The organism is Baekduia sp. (assembly GCF_035996765.1).
In the GTDB taxonomy this organism is placed as follows: domain Bacteria; phylum Actinomycetota; class Thermoleophilia; order Solirubrobacterales; family Solirubrobacteraceae; genus Baekduia.
Map to the genome: position 1 here is coordinate 1 of NZ_DASYJG010000075.1, position 17,074 is coordinate 17,074.

The 17,074-nt window shown below is 71.1% G+C and carries 21 protein-coding genes; 18 read left to right on the top strand and 3 right to left on the bottom strand.

The genetic code is table 11. The features are described from left to right. The 14 genes from VGO10_RS16550 to VGO10_RS16615 all read left to right on the top strand — a co-directional run. The coding region (locus tag VGO10_RS16550) for a hypothetical protein (protein ID WP_327470350.1) at positions 1 to 186 on the top strand (186 nt) is incomplete at its 5' end. A gap of 183 nt (positions 187 to 369) precedes the next feature. After that, positions 370 to 747: a type IV pilin protein gene (locus tag VGO10_RS16555; RefSeq protein WP_327470352.1), complete on the top strand. Its 378-nt coding sequence runs from the start codon at positions 370 to 372 to the stop codon at positions 745 to 747. A 47-nt stretch (positions 748 to 794) separates the two neighbouring features. Then, on the top strand, positions 795 to 1,550 hold the full coding sequence (locus VGO10_RS16560) for a prepilin peptidase (protein WP_327470354.1): 756 nt from the start codon (positions 795 to 797) through the stop codon (positions 1,548 to 1,550). Between the two features lie 115 nt (positions 1,551 to 1,665). Next, a complete protein-coding gene (gene pilM / locus VGO10_RS16565; protein WP_327470356.1) occupies positions 1,666 to 2,727 on the top strand; it encodes a type IV pilus assembly protein PilM in 1,062 nt (353 codons plus the stop codon). After that, on the top strand, positions 2,724 to 3,527 hold the full coding sequence (locus tag VGO10_RS16570; RefSeq protein WP_327470358.1) for a PilN domain-containing protein: 804 nt from the start codon (positions 2,724 to 2,726) through the stop codon (positions 3,525 to 3,527). Before pilM ends, VGO10_RS16570 begins: the two co-directional genes overlap by 4 nt. Next, positions 3,524 to 4,300 (top strand): type 4a pilus biogenesis protein PilO, encoded by a 777-nt coding sequence (gene pilO / locus VGO10_RS16575; protein WP_327470361.1) that lies wholly within the window; start codon positions 3,524 to 3,526, stop codon positions 4,298 to 4,300. Before VGO10_RS16570 ends, pilO begins: the two co-directional genes overlap by 4 nt. Next, the gene (locus VGO10_RS16580; RefSeq protein ID WP_327470363.1) at positions 4,297 to 5,310 is read left to right on the top strand and encodes a hypothetical protein; all 1,014 of its coding nucleotides are present in this window, start codon (positions 4,297 to 4,299) and stop codon (positions 5,308 to 5,310) included. The genes pilO and VGO10_RS16580 overlap by 4 nt, the downstream gene beginning before the upstream one ends. 45 nt (positions 5,311 to 5,355) lie before the next feature. Further along, positions 5,356 to 6,522, top strand: a complete 1,167-nt coding sequence (gene aroC, locus VGO10_RS16585) for a chorismate synthase (RefSeq protein ID WP_327470365.1) — start codon at positions 5,356 to 5,358, stop codon at positions 6,520 to 6,522. After that, entirely contained in the window at positions 6,510 to 8,054 is a 1,545-nt protein-coding gene (locus VGO10_RS16590) for a bifunctional shikimate kinase/3-dehydroquinate synthase (RefSeq protein ID WP_327470367.1), read from the top strand. The genes aroC and VGO10_RS16590 overlap by 13 nt, the downstream gene beginning before the upstream one ends. Before the next feature lie 52 nt (positions 8,055 to 8,106). Then, on the top strand, positions 8,107 to 8,553 hold the full coding sequence (locus VGO10_RS16595; RefSeq protein WP_327470369.1) for a type II 3-dehydroquinate dehydratase: 447 nt from the start codon (positions 8,107 to 8,109) through the stop codon (positions 8,551 to 8,553). Beyond that, positions 8,550 to 9,653, top strand: a complete 1,104-nt coding sequence (locus VGO10_RS16600) for a Xaa-Pro peptidase family protein (protein WP_327470371.1) — start codon at positions 8,550 to 8,552, stop codon at positions 9,651 to 9,653. The genes VGO10_RS16595 and VGO10_RS16600 overlap by 4 nt, the downstream gene beginning before the upstream one ends. 9 nt (positions 9,654 to 9,662) lie before the next feature. Continuing rightward, positions 9,663 to 10,073, top strand: coding sequence for a hypothetical protein (locus VGO10_RS16605; RefSeq protein WP_327470373.1), 411 nt, complete (start codon positions 9,663 to 9,665; stop codon positions 10,071 to 10,073). A 73-nt stretch (positions 10,074 to 10,146) separates the two neighbouring features. After that, positions 10,147 to 10,488 carry a hypothetical protein gene (locus VGO10_RS16610; protein WP_327470375.1) on the top strand — a complete coding sequence of 114 codons (342 nt, stop codon included), beginning with the start codon at positions 10,147 to 10,149 and terminating at the stop codon, positions 10,486 to 10,488. A gap of 23 nt (positions 10,489 to 10,511) precedes the next feature. After that, positions 10,512 to 11,252, top strand: a complete 741-nt coding sequence (locus tag VGO10_RS16615; RefSeq protein ID WP_327470376.1) for a glutathione S-transferase N-terminal domain-containing protein — start codon at positions 10,512 to 10,514, stop codon at positions 11,250 to 11,252. On the opposite strand, the gene VGO10_RS16620 is transcribed toward VGO10_RS16615, so the two are convergent. Then, on the bottom strand, positions 11,249 to 12,028 hold the full coding sequence (locus VGO10_RS16620) for an SDR family NAD(P)-dependent oxidoreductase (protein ID WP_327470378.1): 780 nt from the start codon (positions 12,026 to 12,028) through the stop codon (positions 11,249 to 11,251). The two genes, VGO10_RS16615 and VGO10_RS16620, sit on opposite strands and share 4 nt — an antisense overlap. 75 nt (positions 12,029 to 12,103) lie before the next feature. On the opposite strand from VGO10_RS16620, the gene VGO10_RS16625 reads away from it, so the two are divergent. Genes VGO10_RS16625 through VGO10_RS16640 form a run of 4 tightly spaced genes read left to right on the top strand, consistent with a single transcriptional unit; the run spans position 12,104 to position 15,003 of the window. Further along, entirely contained in the window at positions 12,104 to 12,277 is a 174-nt protein-coding gene (locus VGO10_RS16625) for a twin-arginine translocase TatA/TatE family subunit (RefSeq protein ID WP_327470380.1), read from the top strand. 56 nt (positions 12,278 to 12,333) lie between these two features. Continuing rightward, positions 12,334 to 14,286: an iron uptake system protein EfeO gene (gene efeO, locus VGO10_RS16630; protein ID WP_327470382.1), complete on the top strand. Its 1,953-nt coding sequence runs from the start codon at positions 12,334 to 12,336 to the stop codon at positions 14,284 to 14,286. 47 nt (positions 14,287 to 14,333) lie between these two features. Next, entirely contained in the window at positions 14,334 to 14,504 is a 171-nt protein-coding gene (locus VGO10_RS16635) for a hypothetical protein (RefSeq protein WP_327470384.1), read from the top strand. A 25-nt stretch (positions 14,505 to 14,529) separates the two neighbouring features. After that, complete coding sequence (locus VGO10_RS16640) at positions 14,530 to 15,003, top strand: Fur family transcriptional regulator (RefSeq protein ID WP_327470385.1); 474 nt, start codon at positions 14,530 to 14,532, stop codon at positions 15,001 to 15,003. Positions 15,004 to 15,470: 467 nt separating this feature from the next. Here the strand turns inward: VGO10_RS16640 and VGO10_RS16645 are convergent, their stop codons facing one another. Together VGO10_RS16645 and VGO10_RS16650 are read right to left on the bottom strand one after the other, a co-directional pair. Then, entirely contained in the window at positions 15,471 to 16,313 is an 843-nt protein-coding gene (locus VGO10_RS16645; protein ID WP_327470387.1) for a metal ABC transporter permease, read from the bottom strand. After that, positions 16,310 to 17,074: a metal ABC transporter ATP-binding protein gene (locus VGO10_RS16650; RefSeq protein ID WP_327470389.1), complete on the bottom strand. Its 765-nt coding sequence runs from the start codon at positions 17,072 to 17,074 to the stop codon at positions 16,310 to 16,312. Before VGO10_RS16650 ends, VGO10_RS16645 begins: the two co-directional genes overlap by 4 nt.

The following is a 17,074-nucleotide window of genomic DNA, read 5'->3' on the forward strand; positions in this document are numbered from 1 at the left end:
AGCTGCGCCACCACGGCCGTGCTCTCGTCGGCCGGCCTGCCGGGCGTCACGGTCTCTTCGGTGACCAGCTCGGGCTACGCCGTCACGGCGACGTCGAAGTCCAGCAACACGTTCACGATCACCAAGGACCCGACCACGGGCCGAGTGACGCGTAGCTGCACCGGCTGCACCGGCAGCACCTGGTAACCGCTCAGGGCCGGACATCGGTCCATCGCGGGCTCTCCTGCCTCAGGGGCCGGCCGGCGAGGGCCGAAGGAAGCCGTGGACCGCTCACCTTCCGGGACTTGCTGCAACCTGACCTGGACGTCGTCGGACCACGCCGAACATCCACAAAGGTCAGCCCCAGAGGAGGGGACCGTGCACGCAATCATGCGCGACGAAGAGGGCTTTACGCTCATCGAGCTGCTCGTCGTCATCCTGATCATCGGCATTCTCGCCGCAATCGCCTTGCCGAGTTTGCTCAGCCAGCAGCAGAAGGCGCAGAACAGCGCCGCGAAGTCCGATGCGCGCAACGCCGTCACGCAGGTCGAGACCTGCTACGTCGACGCCATGGACTACACGGGCTGCGCCACGACGGCGGTCCTCAGCGCCGGCGGCTTTGCCAACGTCGCGGTGTCCGGCGTGACGGCGTCGACCTACACGGTCACCGCAACGTCGAAGTCCGGCGGCACGTTCTCGGTCGCCCGCACCGCCACCGGTCTGGCCCGCACCTGCGCGGGCGGCGGCTGCATCGGCGGCACCTGGTAGACACCCGGCGTCAAGAGCGCGGGGGCTTCTGCCGATCATCGTGTTCGATGGCTCCCGCGCTCGCACCGGCCGCACTCTTCGGCCTCCTCATCGGCTCGTTCCTGAACGTCGTCGCCTGGCGCCTGCCACGCGGCGAGTCGCTCATCAAGCCACGCTCGAAGTGCCCGGGCTGCGAGACGCAGCTCAAGGCCTACGACAACATCCCGGTCTTCTCGTGGCTGGTGCTGCGCGGCCGCTGCCGGGGCTGCGGGGAGAGCATCTCCGCCCGCTATCCGGTCGTCGAGGCCGTGACCGCGGCGCTCTACGTCCTGGTCGTCGCCTTGAAGTCCGACGACGTGCTGCAGATGGTGCTGGGGCTCGTGCTCGTCACGTTCCTGGTGCCGATCGCGGTCATCGACCTCGACCTCAAGATCATCCCCAACAAGCTGACCGCGCCCGCGGCCGTGCTCGCCATCGCCCTGGGCGCCGTGCTCGAGCCGTCCTACCTGCCCGAGCAGCTGGCGGCCGGCGCCGGAGCGCTCATCTTCTTCTTGCTGCCCACCCTGATCCACCAGAAGGGCATGGGGATGGGCGACGTCAAGCTCGTCGCGGTCCTCGGGCTGTACCTCGGGCGCGCCGTCGCGCCCGCGATCTTCATCGCCCTGATCCTCGGCGTCGTCGTCGGCGCCGCGATCATCGCCATGAAGGGCATCTCCGACGGCCGTCGCACCAAAGTCCCGTTCGGCCCGTTCCTGGCCATCGGGGCGCTCGTCGCCTTCTTCGTGGGCGACGCGATCGTCAACAGCTACACGGACCGCTTCTGAGCGGACGCGAGATCACCTTCGGCGCTCAAGAGCTTCCGTTCTTGGACGAACAACCGAGGGTGTCGGGGCGGTTCCTTCAGGCACCGCCGATCCCCGCCGACCCACTGCTCTGAACATGGCCAAGCGCGCAACCACCATCGTCGGACTCGAGATCGAGCCTTCCGCCGTCCACGCCGCATCCGTGACCGTCAACGGTCACGTATCGGTCAAGACCGCGGCGCTCGTCCCGCTGGAAACCGGCATCGTCCGCGACGGCGAGGTGAACGACGTCGACGCACTTGCCGACGCCCTGCGCCTCCTGTACCGGGAAAACAAGGGCCTCGACAAGAAGGTTCGCATCGGCATCGCGAACCAGAAGATCGTCGTCCGCGTCCTGGAGCTTCCTCCGCTGGAGGATCGCAAGGAGCTTGAGGCGGCTGTCCGCTTCCAGGCCCAGGACCAGATCCCCATGCCGCTGGACTCAGCGGTGCTGGACTTCCAGCCGCTCGACATCGTCGAGACCGAGAACGGCCCGCGCCAGCGCGTCCTGATCGTCGCGGCCCGCCGCGACATGGTCGACCGCGTCATGGCGGCCTGCAAGTTGGCCGGCCTGAAGCCCGAGGGCATCGACCTCTCCGCCTTCGCCATGATCCGCGCGCTGTACCGCAAGGTGCCCGACGGCGAGGCGACCGAGCCGGTCCTGTACCTCTCGGTCGGCGGCCTCACCAACCTGGCGGTCGCCGAGGGCACCACCTGCCTCTTCACCCGCGTCGTCGGCGGCGGCCTCGAGGCCATCGCCGTCGAGCTCGCCGAGCGCAAGGCGCTCACGCTCGAGCACGCACGCGGCTGGCTGCGCCACGTCGGCCTGGTCACCCCGCTGATCGAGATCGAGTCCGACGACCAGGACGAGATCGCCGAAGAGGCGCGCACCGTCCTGCTCGACGGCGTCCGCCGCATCGGCGGCGAGGTGCGCAACTCACTGGACTTCCACCACGCCCAGGAGGGCATGAGCCTGCGCGTCCAGCGCGCCGTGCTCACCGGCGCCGCGGCCACCGTGCCCGGCTTCGACGACGCCCTGGCGGCCGAGCTCGGCCTGCCGGTCACCTCCGGGATGGTCGACGGCACGCCCGACGACCTGGATCCCCACCTGCTCACGATCGCGGCCGGCTTGGCCGTCGAGGAGGCCCCGCACGCATGAGGGCTGTCAACCTCATCCCGTCCGACCAGCAGCGCGGCGCCGGCGGCGCCGCGGGCAAGTCCGGCGGTGGCGCGTACATCCTGCTGGGGGCGCTCGCCCTCGTGGTCGTGCTCGCCGCTTCCTACGTCGTCGCCGGCAAGTCGGTGACCGACAAGAAGGCCAAGCTGGCCGACATCAGCCAGCAGGCCACGGCGGCCGAGGCCAAGTCGGCCGCGCTGACCAGCTACACCAGGTTCGCCTCGATCCGCGCCAAGCGCGTCGAGACCGTCTCCCAGCTGGCCGCCAGCCGCTTTGACTGGGCGCACGCCCTGCGCGAGGTCTCGCGGGTCCTGCCCGAGAACGCCTGGCTGACCTCGCTGACCGCGACGACCTCGTCATCGGTCAGCGTCGGCGGCGGCGCCGGCTCGTTGCGCTCGTCGCTCGACGTCCCGGCCATCCAGATGCAGGGCTGCACCACCAGCCAGGCGTCGGTCGCCAAGCTGATCGCGCGCCTGCGCCTCGTCGACGGCGTCCAGCGCGTGAGCCTGGAGGATTCGACCAAGGGTCAGGAGACCGCCAGCACCGGCACGACCGTCAGCGATGCGGGCTCGGGCACCGGCGACTGCCGCGGCGGGCACGCCAAGTACCCCATCTACGACGTCGACATCTTCTTCGAGCCCAACGGGGCCGCGGTCTCGACGACCGCCGGCACCACGACGGCGTCGGCGACGTCGCCGGTCCCGGGCAGCACCACGGCTCCGGCCACCACCGCCTCGACCACCACCCCGGCTTCGTCCGTTACGGGAGTGACCAGCAAGTGACCGCTCGTGATCGCACCGTCCTGATCGTCGTCGGACTCGTCGCCCTGCTGGGCGCGTTCTGGTTCCTCGCGATCAGCCCCAAGCGCAAGGAGGCGTCCGACGTGGCGGCTCAGGTGTCCACCGCGCAGACGCGCCTCGACACCGCGCAAGCCAGCGCTGCCAGCGCCGATGCCGCGCGCAAGCAGTACTCCAGCGACTACGCGACGGTGGCCCGCCTGGGCAAGGCCGTGCCGGTCGACGACGACATGCCGTCGCTCGTCTACCAGCTGTCGCACACCGCGAAGGTCAACCACGTCGACTTCCGCGCGATCAAGCTGACGAGCACCGGCGCCACCGCTGCCGCGCCCACGGGCGTCGCCGCGGCCGTCGCCTCGGCCAACGGCAACACGTCGGCCACGAGCTCGACCCCCGCTGCCACCGTCACGCCGGCGCTTCCGCCCGGCGCGGTCGTCGGCGCCGCGGGCTTCCCGACGATGCCGTTCTCCTTTGACTTCACCGGCTCGTTCTTCCACATGCAGCGCTTCCTGAAGGCCATCGACGGCCTGACGGCGGTGCAGGGCAAGAGCATCAACGTGAAGGGTCGTCTGCTGACGGTCGACGGCGTCGGCCTCAAGGCCGGCCCCAAGGGCTTCCCCAACGTCGACGCGACCGTCGCCGTCACCGCCTACCTCTTGCCCGCCGACGAGGGTCTGACCGCCGGCGCCACGGCGGACACCCCAGCGACGGGCACCGCGTCCACGGCCACCGCCAGCCTGATCGGGAGTGACCGATGAGCTTCCTCAAGAACGTCCTGCATGATCTCGTCGAGAAGCGCCTGTGGCCCGTGGCCATCGCGCTCGTCGCCGCCCTGGTGGCGGTGCCGATCGTCCTCGGCGGGAGCTCCTCGAGCACCGGCGCGCCGGCCACCGACGTGGCGGCCGTGACGGCGCCCAACGGCCTGGCCAATCACCGCGACGTCGCTCGCGAGCAGGTCGTCAGCCTCGAAGAGCAGGCCGCCGGCAAGGTCCAGCGCGCCGGCAAGGTCCGCGATCCGTTCGTCCAGCACCATCAGCCCAAGCCGGTCAAGGTCCTGGTCGTCAAGACCCCCGCTACCAACCAGGCCGCGCAGGGCGGCGCGACGACGCCGTCGACCTCGACGGGTGACACGAACCCGTTCACGGGGCCGAGCACGACGCCGACGACGCCGAAGAAGCCCGAGGCCTCCTCGGTCGACGCCTACCGCGTGAAGCTCAGCTTCGGCGAGGTCGGCGCGCAGAAGAGCTATGACAACGTCGCGCGCCTCACGCCGCTGCCGTCGTCAGACAACCCGTTCTTCGTCTACCTCGGCCTTGCCGACGACCAGAAGTCCGCGATCTTCCTGATCAACGCTGACGCCGTGCCCAACGGCGACGGCAGCTGCAAGCCGACGCGCGACGACTGCCAGCAGATCGTGCTGCGCGCCGGCGACACGGAGTTCTTTGACCTGCAGTCCGGCACCGCCGGCGTGGTCCAGTACCAGCTCGACCTCAAGTCCATCAAGAAGTACAAGGCGGCGACCAAGGCGAGCGCGGCCAAGGCCCACGCACGTGAGTCCAAGGCCGGTCGCGAAGCCCTGCGCCAGCTTGTGGCCGACGACCCGGCCGTGCTGGGCAGCTGGGACTTCTCCAAGGGTCTGGGCCTCCTGGTCCAGAAGGACCCGGCCACGACGCCCGACGTCGCCAACGTGCCGTCGACGGTCGCCGGTACGGCCGACGGCGCCGCCGTGCAGCAGACCTCGACGGTCCTGACCGTCCCGAGCCCGTAGGCGCTCAGCAGCGGCCGGCGGCCGCCTCATAGACTTCAGCGCCGCATGGCGCTGAACTTGATCACCGCAGGGGAGTCCCACGGGCCGGGCCTGACGACCATCGTCGAGGGCCTGCCCGCGGGATTGGAGCTCGACCAGGAGTTGGTCGACCGCGACATGGCCCGGCGCCAGCTGGGCCACGGTCGTGGCGGGCGGATGAAGATCGAGAAGGACCACGCCAACGTCACGGCCGGCGTCCGGCACGGCCGCACGCTCGGCGGTCCGATCGCCCTGCAGGTTCCCAATCGCGATTACGCGAACTGGGAAGAGCGGATGAACCCGTGGCCGGTCGAGGCCGAGATCCCCGAGGTGCATCTGCCGCGCCCGGGCCACGCCGACCTCGTTGGCGTGCAGAAGTACCGCTTCAGCGACGTGCGCAACGTGCTGGAGCGCGCCAGTGCGCGCGAGACCGCGGCCCGCGTGGCCGGCGGTGCGCTCTGCAAGGCGTTCCTGGCGGCGGTCGGCGTGCAGATCCGCAGCCACGTCGTGCAGATCGGCGATGTGCACGTGGCACCGCGGGCGACGCCGGTGACGGTGCAGGACTTCGAGGGCGTCGACGAGGACAAGGTCCGCTGCCTGGACCCCGAGGCGAGCCGCGCGATGGTCAGCCACATCAACGTGCAGCGCAAGGCCAATGAGTCGATCGGCGGCGTCTTCGAGGTCGTGGCGTTCGGCTTGGTGCCGGGTCTCGGCTCGCACGTCTCCTGGGAGGAGCGGTTGGACGGCCGCATCGGCGGTGCGCTGTGCTCGATCCAGGCGGCCAAGGGCGTCGCGTTCGGCGATGGCTTCGACCTGCCCGGCGCGCCCGGCTCGCAGTCCCACGACGAGATCTTCTGGTCTGAGGAACGCGGGTACTTCCGCGAGACCAACCACGCGGGCGGGCTGGAGGGCGGCATGACGACCGGCCTGCCGCTCGTGGCCCGTGTCGCCATGAAGCCCATCCCGACGTTGACCAAGCCGCTGCGGTCGGTGGACATCGCGTCGCATGAGCCGGCCCAGGCGCTGCGTGAGCGCACCGACTCCTGCGTCGTTCCCGCGGCCGGCGTCGTCGGCGAGGCGATGTTGGCCTACGTGATGGCCGACGCCTACCGGCGCAAGTTCGGCGGCGATCACATCGACGATGTGCGCGACGCCGTCGACCGATACGTCGAACGGATCGCGTGGCGCGGCTGACCGTCGTCATCGGCTTCATGGGCGCGGGGAAGACCACCCTCGCCCGTGAGTTGGCCGACGCGCGCGGCGTGCGACACGTCGACACGGACGCGCTGCTGGTCACCCGCTTCGGCAAGACGATCCCGGAGGTCTTCGCCGGCGAAGGCGAGGCGGCGTTCCGTGCGGCCGAGGAGGAGGTCGTGCTCGGCGTGCTCGACGGCGCCCAAGGCGAGGACGCCGTCGTCTCGCTCGGCGGCGGCTCGGTGCTCGCCCCTCGCGTGCAGGCGGCGCTGGCCGGCCACACGACCGTGCTGCTCGACGTGCCGCTCGATGTCGCCTGGTCACGTGCGGCGGGTCGTGACCGCCCGCTGGCCCGCGATCGCGACGCGTTCGCCGCGCTGCACGCCGAGCGCCAGGCGCTCTACGAGTCGCTGGCCGGCGCGCACCTGCCCCAGGGCGACACGGGCGTGATCGTGCGCGCCGACGGTGCGCTGCGCACGCTGGCCGACGCGGCTGAGGGGACGCGGCTGGTCTGGGCCTCGGCCGCCTCGGGCGAGTACCCGGTCTTCGTCGGGCGCGGCGTGCTGGCGCTGGCGGGCGCGCTTCCCGGTCTGGAGGGCCGGAGCTTCTGCGTGACCGACAGTGCGGTCGCCGAGCATCACCTCGGCGCGTCGCTGAGCGCGTCGCTGTCTGGCCTGGTCGAGATCCCGCCCGGCGAGGGGCACAAGACGCTGGCGACGGCCGAGCGCGTCTGGCACGCGCTGGTCGCCCAGGGCGTGACCCGCGCAGATCACCTGATCGCACTGGGGGGCGGCGTGGTGGGGGACCTTGCGGGCTTCTGCGCGGCGACCTTCCAGCGCGGCATCCCGATCGTGCAGGCGCCGACGACGATCGTCTCGCAGGTCGACTCGGCCTACGGCGGCAAGACCGGCGTCGACCTGCCCGAGGCCAAGAACTACGTCGGCGCCTACCACCAGCCGGCCGCGGTGCTGGCCGACACCACCACCTTGGCCACGCTCCCGCTCGAGGAGCACGCCGCCGGCTATGCCGAGGTCGTCAAGACCGCGCTGATCGCCGGCGGGCCGCTGTGGGAGACGATCGCCGCCGGCGGTGCGGTCGACGACGACGTCATCCTCGCCTGCGCGCGCACCAAGCTTGCGGTCGTCGCCGCCGACGAGCGCGACGGCGGCCGCCGGCAGGTCCTCAACCTCGGCCACACCGTCGGCCACGCGCTGGAGGTCTCGCTCGGCTACGGCACGCTGCGCCACGGCGAGGCCGTCGGCCTCGGTCTGCTCGCCGCGCTGCGCCTCAGCGGGCTGTCGGACCTGCGCGGCCAGGTCGAGACGCTGCTGGCCGACGCCGGCCTGCCGACGCGCCTGGAGGGCCACGACGTCGACCCCGAGGCGATCGTCGCCGCGACCCGGCTGGACAAGAAGCGCACGACGACCGCGCGCACGCCGTTCGTGCTCGTCCGCGAAGCCGGTGACGTTGTCCATGGACAAGATGTCGCCGACGACGACGTGGCGCTGGCCGTGCGAGAGTTGGTCGCATGACGACCCAAAACTGGGCCGCGAACGGATCCAGCGTCATGCGAGCAGTCGCCTCGTGAACTCGCGCAACCGCGTGGACATCCTGCACGGCGTCAACCTGGACATGCTCGGGCGCCGGCCGGTCTCGCACTACGGCTCGCTGACCTTCGATCAGCTCGAGCAGCAGATCGGCGCTTTTGCGCACGAGCTCGAACTGGAGCCGCGCTTCTTCCAGACCAACCACGAGGGCGAGCTCGTCGGGCATCTGCACCGCGTCGAGGGGCTGGCCGACGGGATCATCATCAACCCGGGCGCCTGGACGCACTACTCGTGGGCGATCCGTGACGCGCTGGAGATCGCCGCGCTGCCCGCCGTCGAGGTCCACCTCTCCGACGTCGACGCGCGCGAGGAGTTTCGTCGCGTCTCCGTCATCCGCGACCTCTGCGTCGCGACCGTCAAAGGCGAGGGCGTCGACGGTTACCGCACCGCGCTGATCCGCCTGAAGGAGGAGCTGGACCTGTGAGCACGCCCACCCAACGCGCCGACCGTCTCGGCGACCTGCTCGCCAAGCGCGACCTCCACGCGCTGCTGGTCACCAACCTCGTCAACGTGCGCTGGCTGACGGGCTTCACTGGCTCCAACGGCTTGGCGCTCGTCTACGCCGATCGCGCCCATCCCCAGCGCCTCTTCCTCACCGACTTCCGCTACCTGACCCAGGCGGCCGAGCAGCTCGACGACGGCTGGCGGCGCGAGATCGCCGTCGAGATCCTGCCCGCGGCGGCCGCCGCCCTGGCCGGCGCGGGCGATGACCGCACGATCCGGCTCGGCTTCGACGACGCGTCGCTGTCGGTCAAGGACCACGGCACGCTGGCCGCCCGCCTGGCCAACAATGTCGAGCTCGTCGCCGCCGGCGGTCTCGTCGAGCGGCTGCGCGCGGTCAAGGACGCCGGCGAGCTGGACAAGATCCGTGCCGCGGCCAAGCTTGCCGACGCTGCGCTGACCGAGGTCCTGGGCCGCGGCCTGGTCGGCCGTACCGAGCGCGACGTCGCCCTCGACATCGAGGTCACGATGCGCAAGGCCGGCGCTGAGGCCGCGTCGTTTCCTCCGATCGTCGCTTCCGGTGAGCACAGCGCGCTCCCGCACGCGGTCCCGCGGGACGTCGCGATCCCGGCCGGCACGCTGGTCACCATCGACTGGGGCGCCCAGCTCGACGGCTACGCCTCCGACTGCACGCGCACCTACGCGACCGGCGAGCTGGATCCACGCGACCGCGAGATCTATGAGTTGGTGCTGCGCGCCCAGGAGACCTCGCTGGCCGCGGTGCGCGCCGGCGCCGGCGGGCGCGAGGTCGACGCTGTCGCCCGCGAGATCATCACCGCCGCCGGCCACGGCGAGCACTTCGGCCATGGCCTCGGCCACGGCGTCGGGGCCGAGGTCCACGAGGGCCCGCGCCTGTCGCAGCGCTCGGACTCGACGCTGGCCACCGGCCAGGTCGTGACGGTCGAGCCGGGCGTCTACGTGCCCGGCGCGGTCGGCGTCCGGATCGAGGACCTGGCCGTCGTCACCGACGACGGCTGCGAGGTCCTGACCGGCCTGCCGAAGCAGCTGCAGACCATCGCCTAGCGCCGTCCGGTGCCGGCCACGCCCGCCCAGTACTGGCTCAAGGCCGTCGGCCACGCTCGTGGGCCGCTGTCGGAAGCGTGGCTCGTCGACGAGCGGGCGCCCATGCGCCTGACGCGGACCGGCTTTCCCCGGCGCCCACGGATGGTCGAGGGCGATCGGCTCGTCCTCTACGCCTCGGTCTGGAAGCGCGTCTTCGGGATCGTCGAGGTCACGAGCGAGCCGGCGCAGGACAACGGGTCGGCCCGGTGGCCCTGGGCGGTGGGCATCGAGCCGCTGGTCGTCGTGCCGCACCTGGAGAACGCACCGCCGATCGAGGCGATCGGGGTGGCTGCGCGCTCGATGAGCCAGCAGTCCCACATCCGCATCACCGAGCGTCAGTACGCGCTCGCCGTGGAAGCCATCGGCGCCGTCGCGGGGTGATCGCAAGGCGACTCCGCCCGTGCCGGATCGCCTTCACAGGTCAGGATTTCGTGGCATCGGGCACCATGTCTGCATGGCCATCCTGGAATTGGTGCAGCCGCAGCCCGATTGGATGGGCGCGTTGGGCGTTGCCCTGACCCGTCCGCCCGGTGTTCCGGAGCGTCGCGCGGAGGAGGATCCGTGGAGCCCCGAGGGCGACCGGCCGCGGCGCATCTCCGACGACCTCGCCTGGTTTCGCCAGGCGCTGGACGATCCTGCCGAGGCGGGGCTCAAGCCGCTGGACGAGACCGCGACGGTCGCCGCGTGGGAGAGCGCCGACGGCGAGCTCGTCGCACGGCTCTCGCGTCTGGACGCCCGCGGCATCCTCGACGCGGCGGGCTTCCTGCTGCACGATCCGGATCCTGCCCTGCTCTAGATCCGCACGCATAAGATGCGCGGATGTCCGAGCAGCCGCGCATCACCGTCCACCTCCTGCCGCCGTCACACCCGTGCGCGACGGTCGAGGCCGCCCTGAAGGTCAAGGGCCTGGAGTACGAGCGCGTGGAGCTGAAGGCCGGGGCGCACATCGAGGAGATGCAGCGGCTCTACGGTGAGGGCCGGCACACCGTCCCGGGAGCGATGTTCGACGATGAGCCCGTCCATGGCTCGATCGCGATCCTCGAGCGCCTCGAGCAGCTCGTGCCCGAGCCGGCGCTCTACCCGTCTGACCTCGGCGACGCCGTGCCTGCGGCCGAGCGGTGGGGCGACGACGTGCTGCAGGATCTCGGCCGCCGGCTGCCGTGGGGCGCGCTTCACTTCCGGCCCGAGTCGATGGGGACCATGGTCGCCGGCGGCAGCGCGCTGGACCCCGCCGGAACCGACTTCGCCATGCGCTTCGTCCGCGGCGCGTGGAAGTACCACAACATCACCGCGGTCCGGCTGGCCGAGGACCTCGCGGCCCTGCCCGCCATGCTCGACCGCATCGACGCCTACGTCGCCGAGGGCATCCTGGCCGGTGAGGCGCCCAACGCGGCCGACCTGCAGATCGGCGCGACGCTCTCGGTGCTGCTGACGGTCGGCGACCTGCGGCCGCTCATCGAGGGCCGTCCGGCCGAGCAGGTCGCCCGCAAGTGGTTCGACGACCGGCCGGGCCTCGTGCCCGCCGGCGCGTTCCCGACGGGCTGGGTGCCTTCCGCTTAGGTGATCGTCATCCCGCCGTCGACCGGGAGCACCTGCCCGGTGATGTAGCCGGCGCCCGGTCCGGCGAGGAAGACGACGGTCGCCGCCAGCTCGCGTGGATCGCCCGTGCGCCCGGCGGGGATCCGGAACTTCATCATCTCCAGGTACTCCGGCGGGTACTGGTCGGTCATCTCGGAGGCAAAGAAGCCCGGTGCTATCGCGTTTACGCGGATGCCCTTGCGGCCCGTCCACTGCTGGGCGAGGTCGCGCGTCAACCCGTTGAGGCCGGCCTTGCTCGCCGCGTAGGCCGCCTGCGGGAGCCCGGCGGTGGTCAGCCCCAGCACGCTGGAGATGTTGATGATGCTGCTCCCGGCCTGCATCACCCGGCCGGCGGCCTGGGCCATCCAGTAGGCGCCGTTGAGGTTGATGTCGATGACCGAGCGAAACTGCTCGGGCGCCTCACGTGTCGCGGGGACCGCGGTGCCGACGCCGGCGTTGTTGACCAGGATGTCGACGTGGCCCAGCTCGCGCACTGCGGCCTCGATCAGCGCGGTGCAGTCCTCGGGCTTGGCGACGTCGGTCGCGACCGTGATCGCCCGGCGGCCCGTCGCCTCCACGAGCGCCTTGGTCTCCTGCAGACGATCGACGCGGCGCGCGCCGAGGGCGACGTCGGCGCCGGCCTCGGCCAGCGCGCGGGCAAACGCGACGCCGAGACCCGACGAGGCGCCGGTGACGACGGCGACCTTGCCGTCCAGGCGGAAGGCGTCGAGAACGGGGGACAGGGTGGGTTCGGACATCGCCGGAACCTATCGCTGATCCGATCGCTCGCCCGCCGCGCAGACCCTCCTGAACCCAACCGCTAGGAGGGCCTCGTGCCCATCGGCTTCCCCGAAATGCTCGTCATCCTCGTCATCGCGCTGGTCGTGCTCGGACCCAAGAAGCTCCCGGAGGCCGGCAAGTCGCTGGGCAAGGGGATGCGCGAGTTCAAGGACAGCCTGTCGGGCGAATCTCGCGACGAGGAGAAGCACGTCTCCGCGCCCGAATGAGGGAACCCGAATTAGGGAACCCGACATGAGCGCTTAGGGTCGCCTAAGATGCGCGCATGCTTCCGACGTTCGTCATCGGCCTGCGCGAGGGGATCGAGGCCGCGCTCATCGTCTCGATCATCGCCACCTTCCTGCGCCAGGAGGGCCGCACCGACGCTCTGCGCTGGGTCTGGGCGGGCGTGCTGGCCGCTGCGGCGATCTGCCTGGCGGTCGGCGTCCTGCTGCAGATCATCGACCAGGAGCTGCCACAGCGTGAGCAGGAGGGCCTGGAGACGGTCATCGGCGCGATCGCCGTTAGCATCGTCACGTTCATGGTGGTCTGGATGCGCCGGCATGCCGCCGGCCTCGCCGGACACCTGCGTGAGAGCACGGCCAGCGCGCTGAAGGAAGGCTCGGTCAAGGCCCTCGTCGGCATGGCCTTCTTCGCGGTCTTCCGGGAGGGCCTGGAGACCGCGGTCTTCCTGCTTGCCGTCTTCCAGAACTCCGAGAACCCCGGGTCGGCCGGCATCGGCGCGATCCTCGGCATCCTCGCGGCGATCGTCATCGGCTTCGCCATCTACCGCGGTGGCGTCAAGCTCAACCTCCAGCGGTTCTTCCGCCTCACCGGCCTTGTGCTGGCGCTCGTCGCCGCCGGGCTGGTCGCCAGCACGCTGCACACCGCCCATGAAGCGGGCTGGGTCAACTTCGGCCAGGGCCAGGCGTTGGACCTCACCTGGCTGGTCGTTCCGGGCACATGGACCGCCGCGCTGCTCACGGGCATGCTCGGCCTCCAGCCCACCCCGACGACCATCGAGGTCATCGGCTATCTCGTCTACGCGATTCCCGCCGTCATCTACATCTTGATGCCGGCACGCAAGAAGCCCTCCAAGGAGCAAAGCATGAAGAACGCCGCCGTCGCGGCCGTTGTCGTCACCTCAGCAGCCCTGTTGCTGGTTGCGTGTGGCTCGGACGACAACAAGAGCTCCGGCGCTGCTGGCGCCAAGCAGGTTGCGGTCAAGCTGACCGACGCGGGCTGCGAGCCCGCTGCGCTCAAGCTCGACGCCGGGCCCACCGAGTTCAAGGTGACCAACGGCGGGACCGGGCGCGTCAGCGAGTTCGAGGTCCTTTCCGGCTCCCGCATCCTGGGTGAGAAGGAGAACTTGGTCGCCGGACTGTCGGGCACGTTCACCATCAACTTGAAGCCCGGCCAATACTCGATCTCCTGCCCCGGTGGCAAGACCGCGGCCACGGGCGTCCTGAACGTCGGCGGCACGGCCGTCACCTCCGGCGGCGCGACCGCCGCGCTGCTCGGCTCGGCCACCGAGTCCTACCGCAGCTACGTCGAGAGCAAGTCGGTGGTCCTCGTCGACCGCACCGGGAAGTTCGTCGCCGCGATCAAGTCCGGTGACGTCGCTGCGGCCAAGGCGCAGTTCGCCGGTGCTCGCGCACCGTACGAGACGATCGAGCCCGTCGCCGAGTCCTTCGGCAACCTCGACCCTGAGATCGACGCGCGGGTCAACGACGTCGAGAAGGGCACGCCCTGGACGGGCTTCCACAAGCTCGAGCAGGGCCTCTGGGTCAAGAACAGCACCAAGGGCCTGGAGCCGATCGCCGACAAGCTGCTGGTCGACGTCAAGCGCCTGCAGACCAAGACCAAGGGTCTGACCTACCAACCCGAGGAGCTCGCCAACGGCGCCAACGGCCTGCTCGACGAGGTCTCCGCCTCGAAGATCACCGGCGAAGAGGACCGCTACTCGCACACCGACCTCTCGGACTTCGAGGCCAACGTCGAGGGCTCCGAGACCGCGTTCGGCCTGCTGGCCCCGGCGCTGCGCAAGACCGACGCGCAGCTGGCGACGACGATCGCCGGCCGCTTCGACGCGGTCAACGCGGCGCTCGCCAAGCTCAAGCAGAACGGTCAGTACCCGTCCTACGACACGATCGACAAGGCCCAGCGCCGCCAGCTGAGCCAGCTCGTCAACGCGCTGGCCGAGCCGCTCTCGCAGGTCGCGGCCAAGCTCGCGACCTAACACGAGCATCATGGTGGCGTGCACATGCGGCGGCTAGGATCCGCCGCATGTGCGCGGGCTGTGCGATGACGGCGATGGCGGGGGCCAGCGGAGTGCGCAGCTGGCTGCAGACGCGGGGCTGGAGCTTCCTGACCCCGGAGCGGCTGCGGCGGATCACGGTCGCGGTGTTCGCGGTCGCGACGGTCGTCTCGACCGTCGGGCTGTCGGGTTCGACCTGAGCGCCCGTCGATACCCTTGGTGGGAATGGGTCCCACCAAGCACGGCCATGACCACGCGGCCACCGAAGGCTGGGCAGTCCGCGCGACCGAGGCGCTGGCGGACGCCGGCTACCGCCGCGGCGGCGCGCGGGCGTCGCTGATCGGCCTGCTTGACGCCCAGCACTGCGCCCTGTCGGCCGCCGAGATCGAGGAGGCGCTACGCGGAGGTGGCGGTGTCGCCCGGCCGGTGGCGCGGGCGTCGATCTACCGCATCCTCGAGGAGCTTGAGGGGCTCAAGTTGGTGACGCGGGTTGAGGTGGGCCAGGGGCTGGCGCGCTTTGAGGCAGCGCGCGAGGAAGGCCATCACCATCACATGGTCTGCGATGCGTGTGGGACGGTGATCCCGTTCGAGGATCCTGCGTTGGAGCGCGCGATCCAGCGGTTGGCGCGGCGGGTGACGTTCACGGTGGCCGAGCATGATGTGGTGCTCCACGGGGCGTGTGGGGAGTGCGCGGGGTAGGGGTTCGCTGGGTCGGGACTGGGCGTCGGTGGCGTTCAGTTCGGAGCGTTGGGTCGGGTGCGCTGTGTGGTCCGTCGGCATCGAAGGAGTGAGCGAGGCCGGAGCTTCGCGACGCCCGGTGTCGTCCGCGGGCGCCCGGGCGGACGATTCGGCACCGAACGTCACTCGATCGCACCTAGACGTTGAGATGCAACGTCTCGGTGCGATCGATGTCGACGAGACGAGGCTCGCGCCGAAGTGCCATCGGCCGAGGCGCTTGAGGTCCGGGGCGTTCTGGCCCCACGTATCGGGGTCAGAACGACCCGGACCCGACGGTGCCGGCACCTCGGGCCTCGATCGGCCGCCCAGGCGCCCGCGGACGACCCCGGGCGCGGCGCACGGCCAACCCCGCTCACTCCCCTCGATGCCAACGGATCACGCAGCGCACTCCGACAAGCGTCTGCGCTGAGCGCCACCAAAGCCCAGGCCTACGCAGCCCGCACCCGGCGCTCCGCCGCCCCAACACCCAGAGCCACCACATAAGCCCCCACGATCACCGCGGCAATCGACGCCCCAGCCGCCGTCTCGGCGTAGTAGGACAAGTACAACCCACCACACCCCGCGGCGACGGCGACGCCCGCGGCGATGGCCATCATGGTGGACATGCGTCGCGTCACCGCGCGAGCACACGCGGCCGGCCCGACGAGCACCGCGACGACGAGCAGGTTGCCGAGCCCCTGCACGGCGACCAGCAGCGCCGCGGCGATCAGCAGCAGCAGCGCGACGTCCACGACGCCCGGTCGCACGCCCAACGCCGCAGCGTTAATACGGTCAAAGCCCACGAGCAGCAGCCGGCCGTGCAGCAGCGCCAGCGCGGCCAGCACCGCGACCGCCAATCCACCCGCCAGCGCCAGATCCGTATCGCTCACCCCGAGCACATCGCCGAACAGCAGCTCTCCGAGACCCGCCGGCGTGTCGGGCGACAGCGCCAGCAGCGCCCCGAGCCCGAGCAGCCCCGTGACCACCACCGCGACCGCCGTGTCGCGCCCGACCGCCGGGGTCCGGGCGGCTGCCGCGATCGCCAGCGCCGCGACCGCCAAGCCCACGGCGCCGCCCAGGATGATCGGGATCCCGGCCAGCGCCGCGAGCACCAGGCCCGGCAGCAGCGCGTGGGCGAGCGACTCGGTGGAGTAGCTCAAGTTGTAGAAGATGATCCAGCAGCCGAGCGTCCCACCGGTCAGCCCGAGCAGGATCACCTCGAACAGCGCGCGGCGGTCGATCCCTTGCTCCCAGGGTGCGATCAGGCTGTGCCAGACGGTCGCGAGGATCACGCGGCGTCGTGGTCGTGGCCGTGCTCGTGATGGTGCGCCGGCAGCACGCAGCGCTCGCCGGGCAGCTCGACGATCTCGGCGCCGTAGGTCGCCTCGAGCGTCTCCCGCGTCAGGACGTCGGCCGGTGCCCCGAAGGCGATCTGACGGCGGTTGAGGCAGAGCACGCGCTCCCAGCCGCGCGCCTGGTCGACGTCGTGGGTGGCGATGAGCAGCGTGCGTCCCTGCGCGGCGAGCCCTCCCAAGAGATCGTCGAGCAGCGCGACGCTCGGCGTGTCGAGGCCGACGTAGGGCTCGTCGAGCAGCAGCACCGGCGCGTCCTGCACGAGCGCACGAGCGACCAGGACCCGCTGGCGCTGGCCGCCGCTGAGGTCGCCGAAGGTGTGGTCGGCGCGGTCGACGAGGCCGACGTCGGCCAGCGCGGCGCGCGCCCGCTGGCGGTCGGCGCGGCCGGGCCGCCGCCACCACGGCAGCGTCGAGAGCGTGCCCATCAGCGCGACGTCCAGCGCGCTCACCGGGAAGTCCAGGCGCGAGCGCTCGGTCTGGGGGACGACGCCGAGCCGCGGCGGGCGGGTCAGCGTGCCGGCCGAGGGGCGCAGCTCTCCGAGCAGCGCACGAAAGAGCGTCGTCTTGCCGCCGCCGTTGGGGCCGAGCACCGCGACGCGCTGGCCGGCGTGCGCGCCGAAGCTGACGTCGCGCAGGACGGGCGGGCCGCCATAGCCGGCGGCGAGGCCGTCGGCCGCGAGCAGCGGCGCGTCGCTCAT

Excerpts from the sequence above, each read along its gene's own strand:
- VGO10_RS16555 (WP_327470352.1), top strand. The coding sequence starts at position 370 with ATGCGCGACGAAGAGGGCTTTACGCTCATCGAGCTGCTCGTCGTCATC.
- VGO10_RS16560 (WP_327470354.1), top strand. The coding sequence starts at position 795 with ATGGCTCCCGCGCTCGCACCGGCCGCACTCTTCGGCCTCCTCATCGGC.
- pilM (WP_327470356.1), top strand. The coding sequence starts at position 1,666 with ATGGCCAAGCGCGCAACCACCATCGTCGGACTCGAGATCGAGCCTTCC.
- VGO10_RS16570 (WP_327470358.1), top strand. The coding sequence starts at position 2,724 with ATGAGGGCTGTCAACCTCATCCCGTCCGACCAGCAGCGCGGCGCCGGC.
- VGO10_RS16580 (WP_327470363.1), top strand. The coding sequence starts at position 4,297 with ATGAGCTTCCTCAAGAACGTCCTGCATGATCTCGTCGAGAAGCGCCTG.
- aroC (WP_327470365.1), top strand. The coding sequence starts at position 5,356 with ATGGCGCTGAACTTGATCACCGCAGGGGAGTCCCACGGGCCGGGCCTG.
- VGO10_RS16610 (WP_327470375.1), top strand. The coding sequence starts at position 10,147 with ATGGCCATCCTGGAATTGGTGCAGCCGCAGCCCGATTGGATGGGCGCG.
- VGO10_RS16615 (WP_327470376.1), top strand. The coding sequence starts at position 10,512 with ATGTCCGAGCAGCCGCGCATCACCGTCCACCTCCTGCCGCCGTCACAC.
- VGO10_RS16620 (WP_327470378.1), bottom strand. The coding sequence starts at position 12,028 with ATGTCCGAACCCACCCTGTCCCCCGTTCTCGACGCCTTCCGCCTGGAC.
- efeO (WP_327470382.1), top strand. The coding sequence starts at position 12,334 with ATGCTTCCGACGTTCGTCATCGGCCTGCGCGAGGGGATCGAGGCCGCG.
- VGO10_RS16635 (WP_327470384.1), top strand. The coding sequence starts at position 14,334 with ATGTGCGCGGGCTGTGCGATGACGGCGATGGCGGGGGCCAGCGGAGTG.
- VGO10_RS16640 (WP_327470385.1), top strand. The coding sequence starts at position 14,530 with ATGGGTCCCACCAAGCACGGCCATGACCACGCGGCCACCGAAGGCTGG.
- VGO10_RS16650 (WP_327470389.1), bottom strand. The coding sequence starts at position 17,074 with ATGAGCGACGCGCCGCTGCTCGCGGCCGACGGCCTCGCCGCCGGCTAT.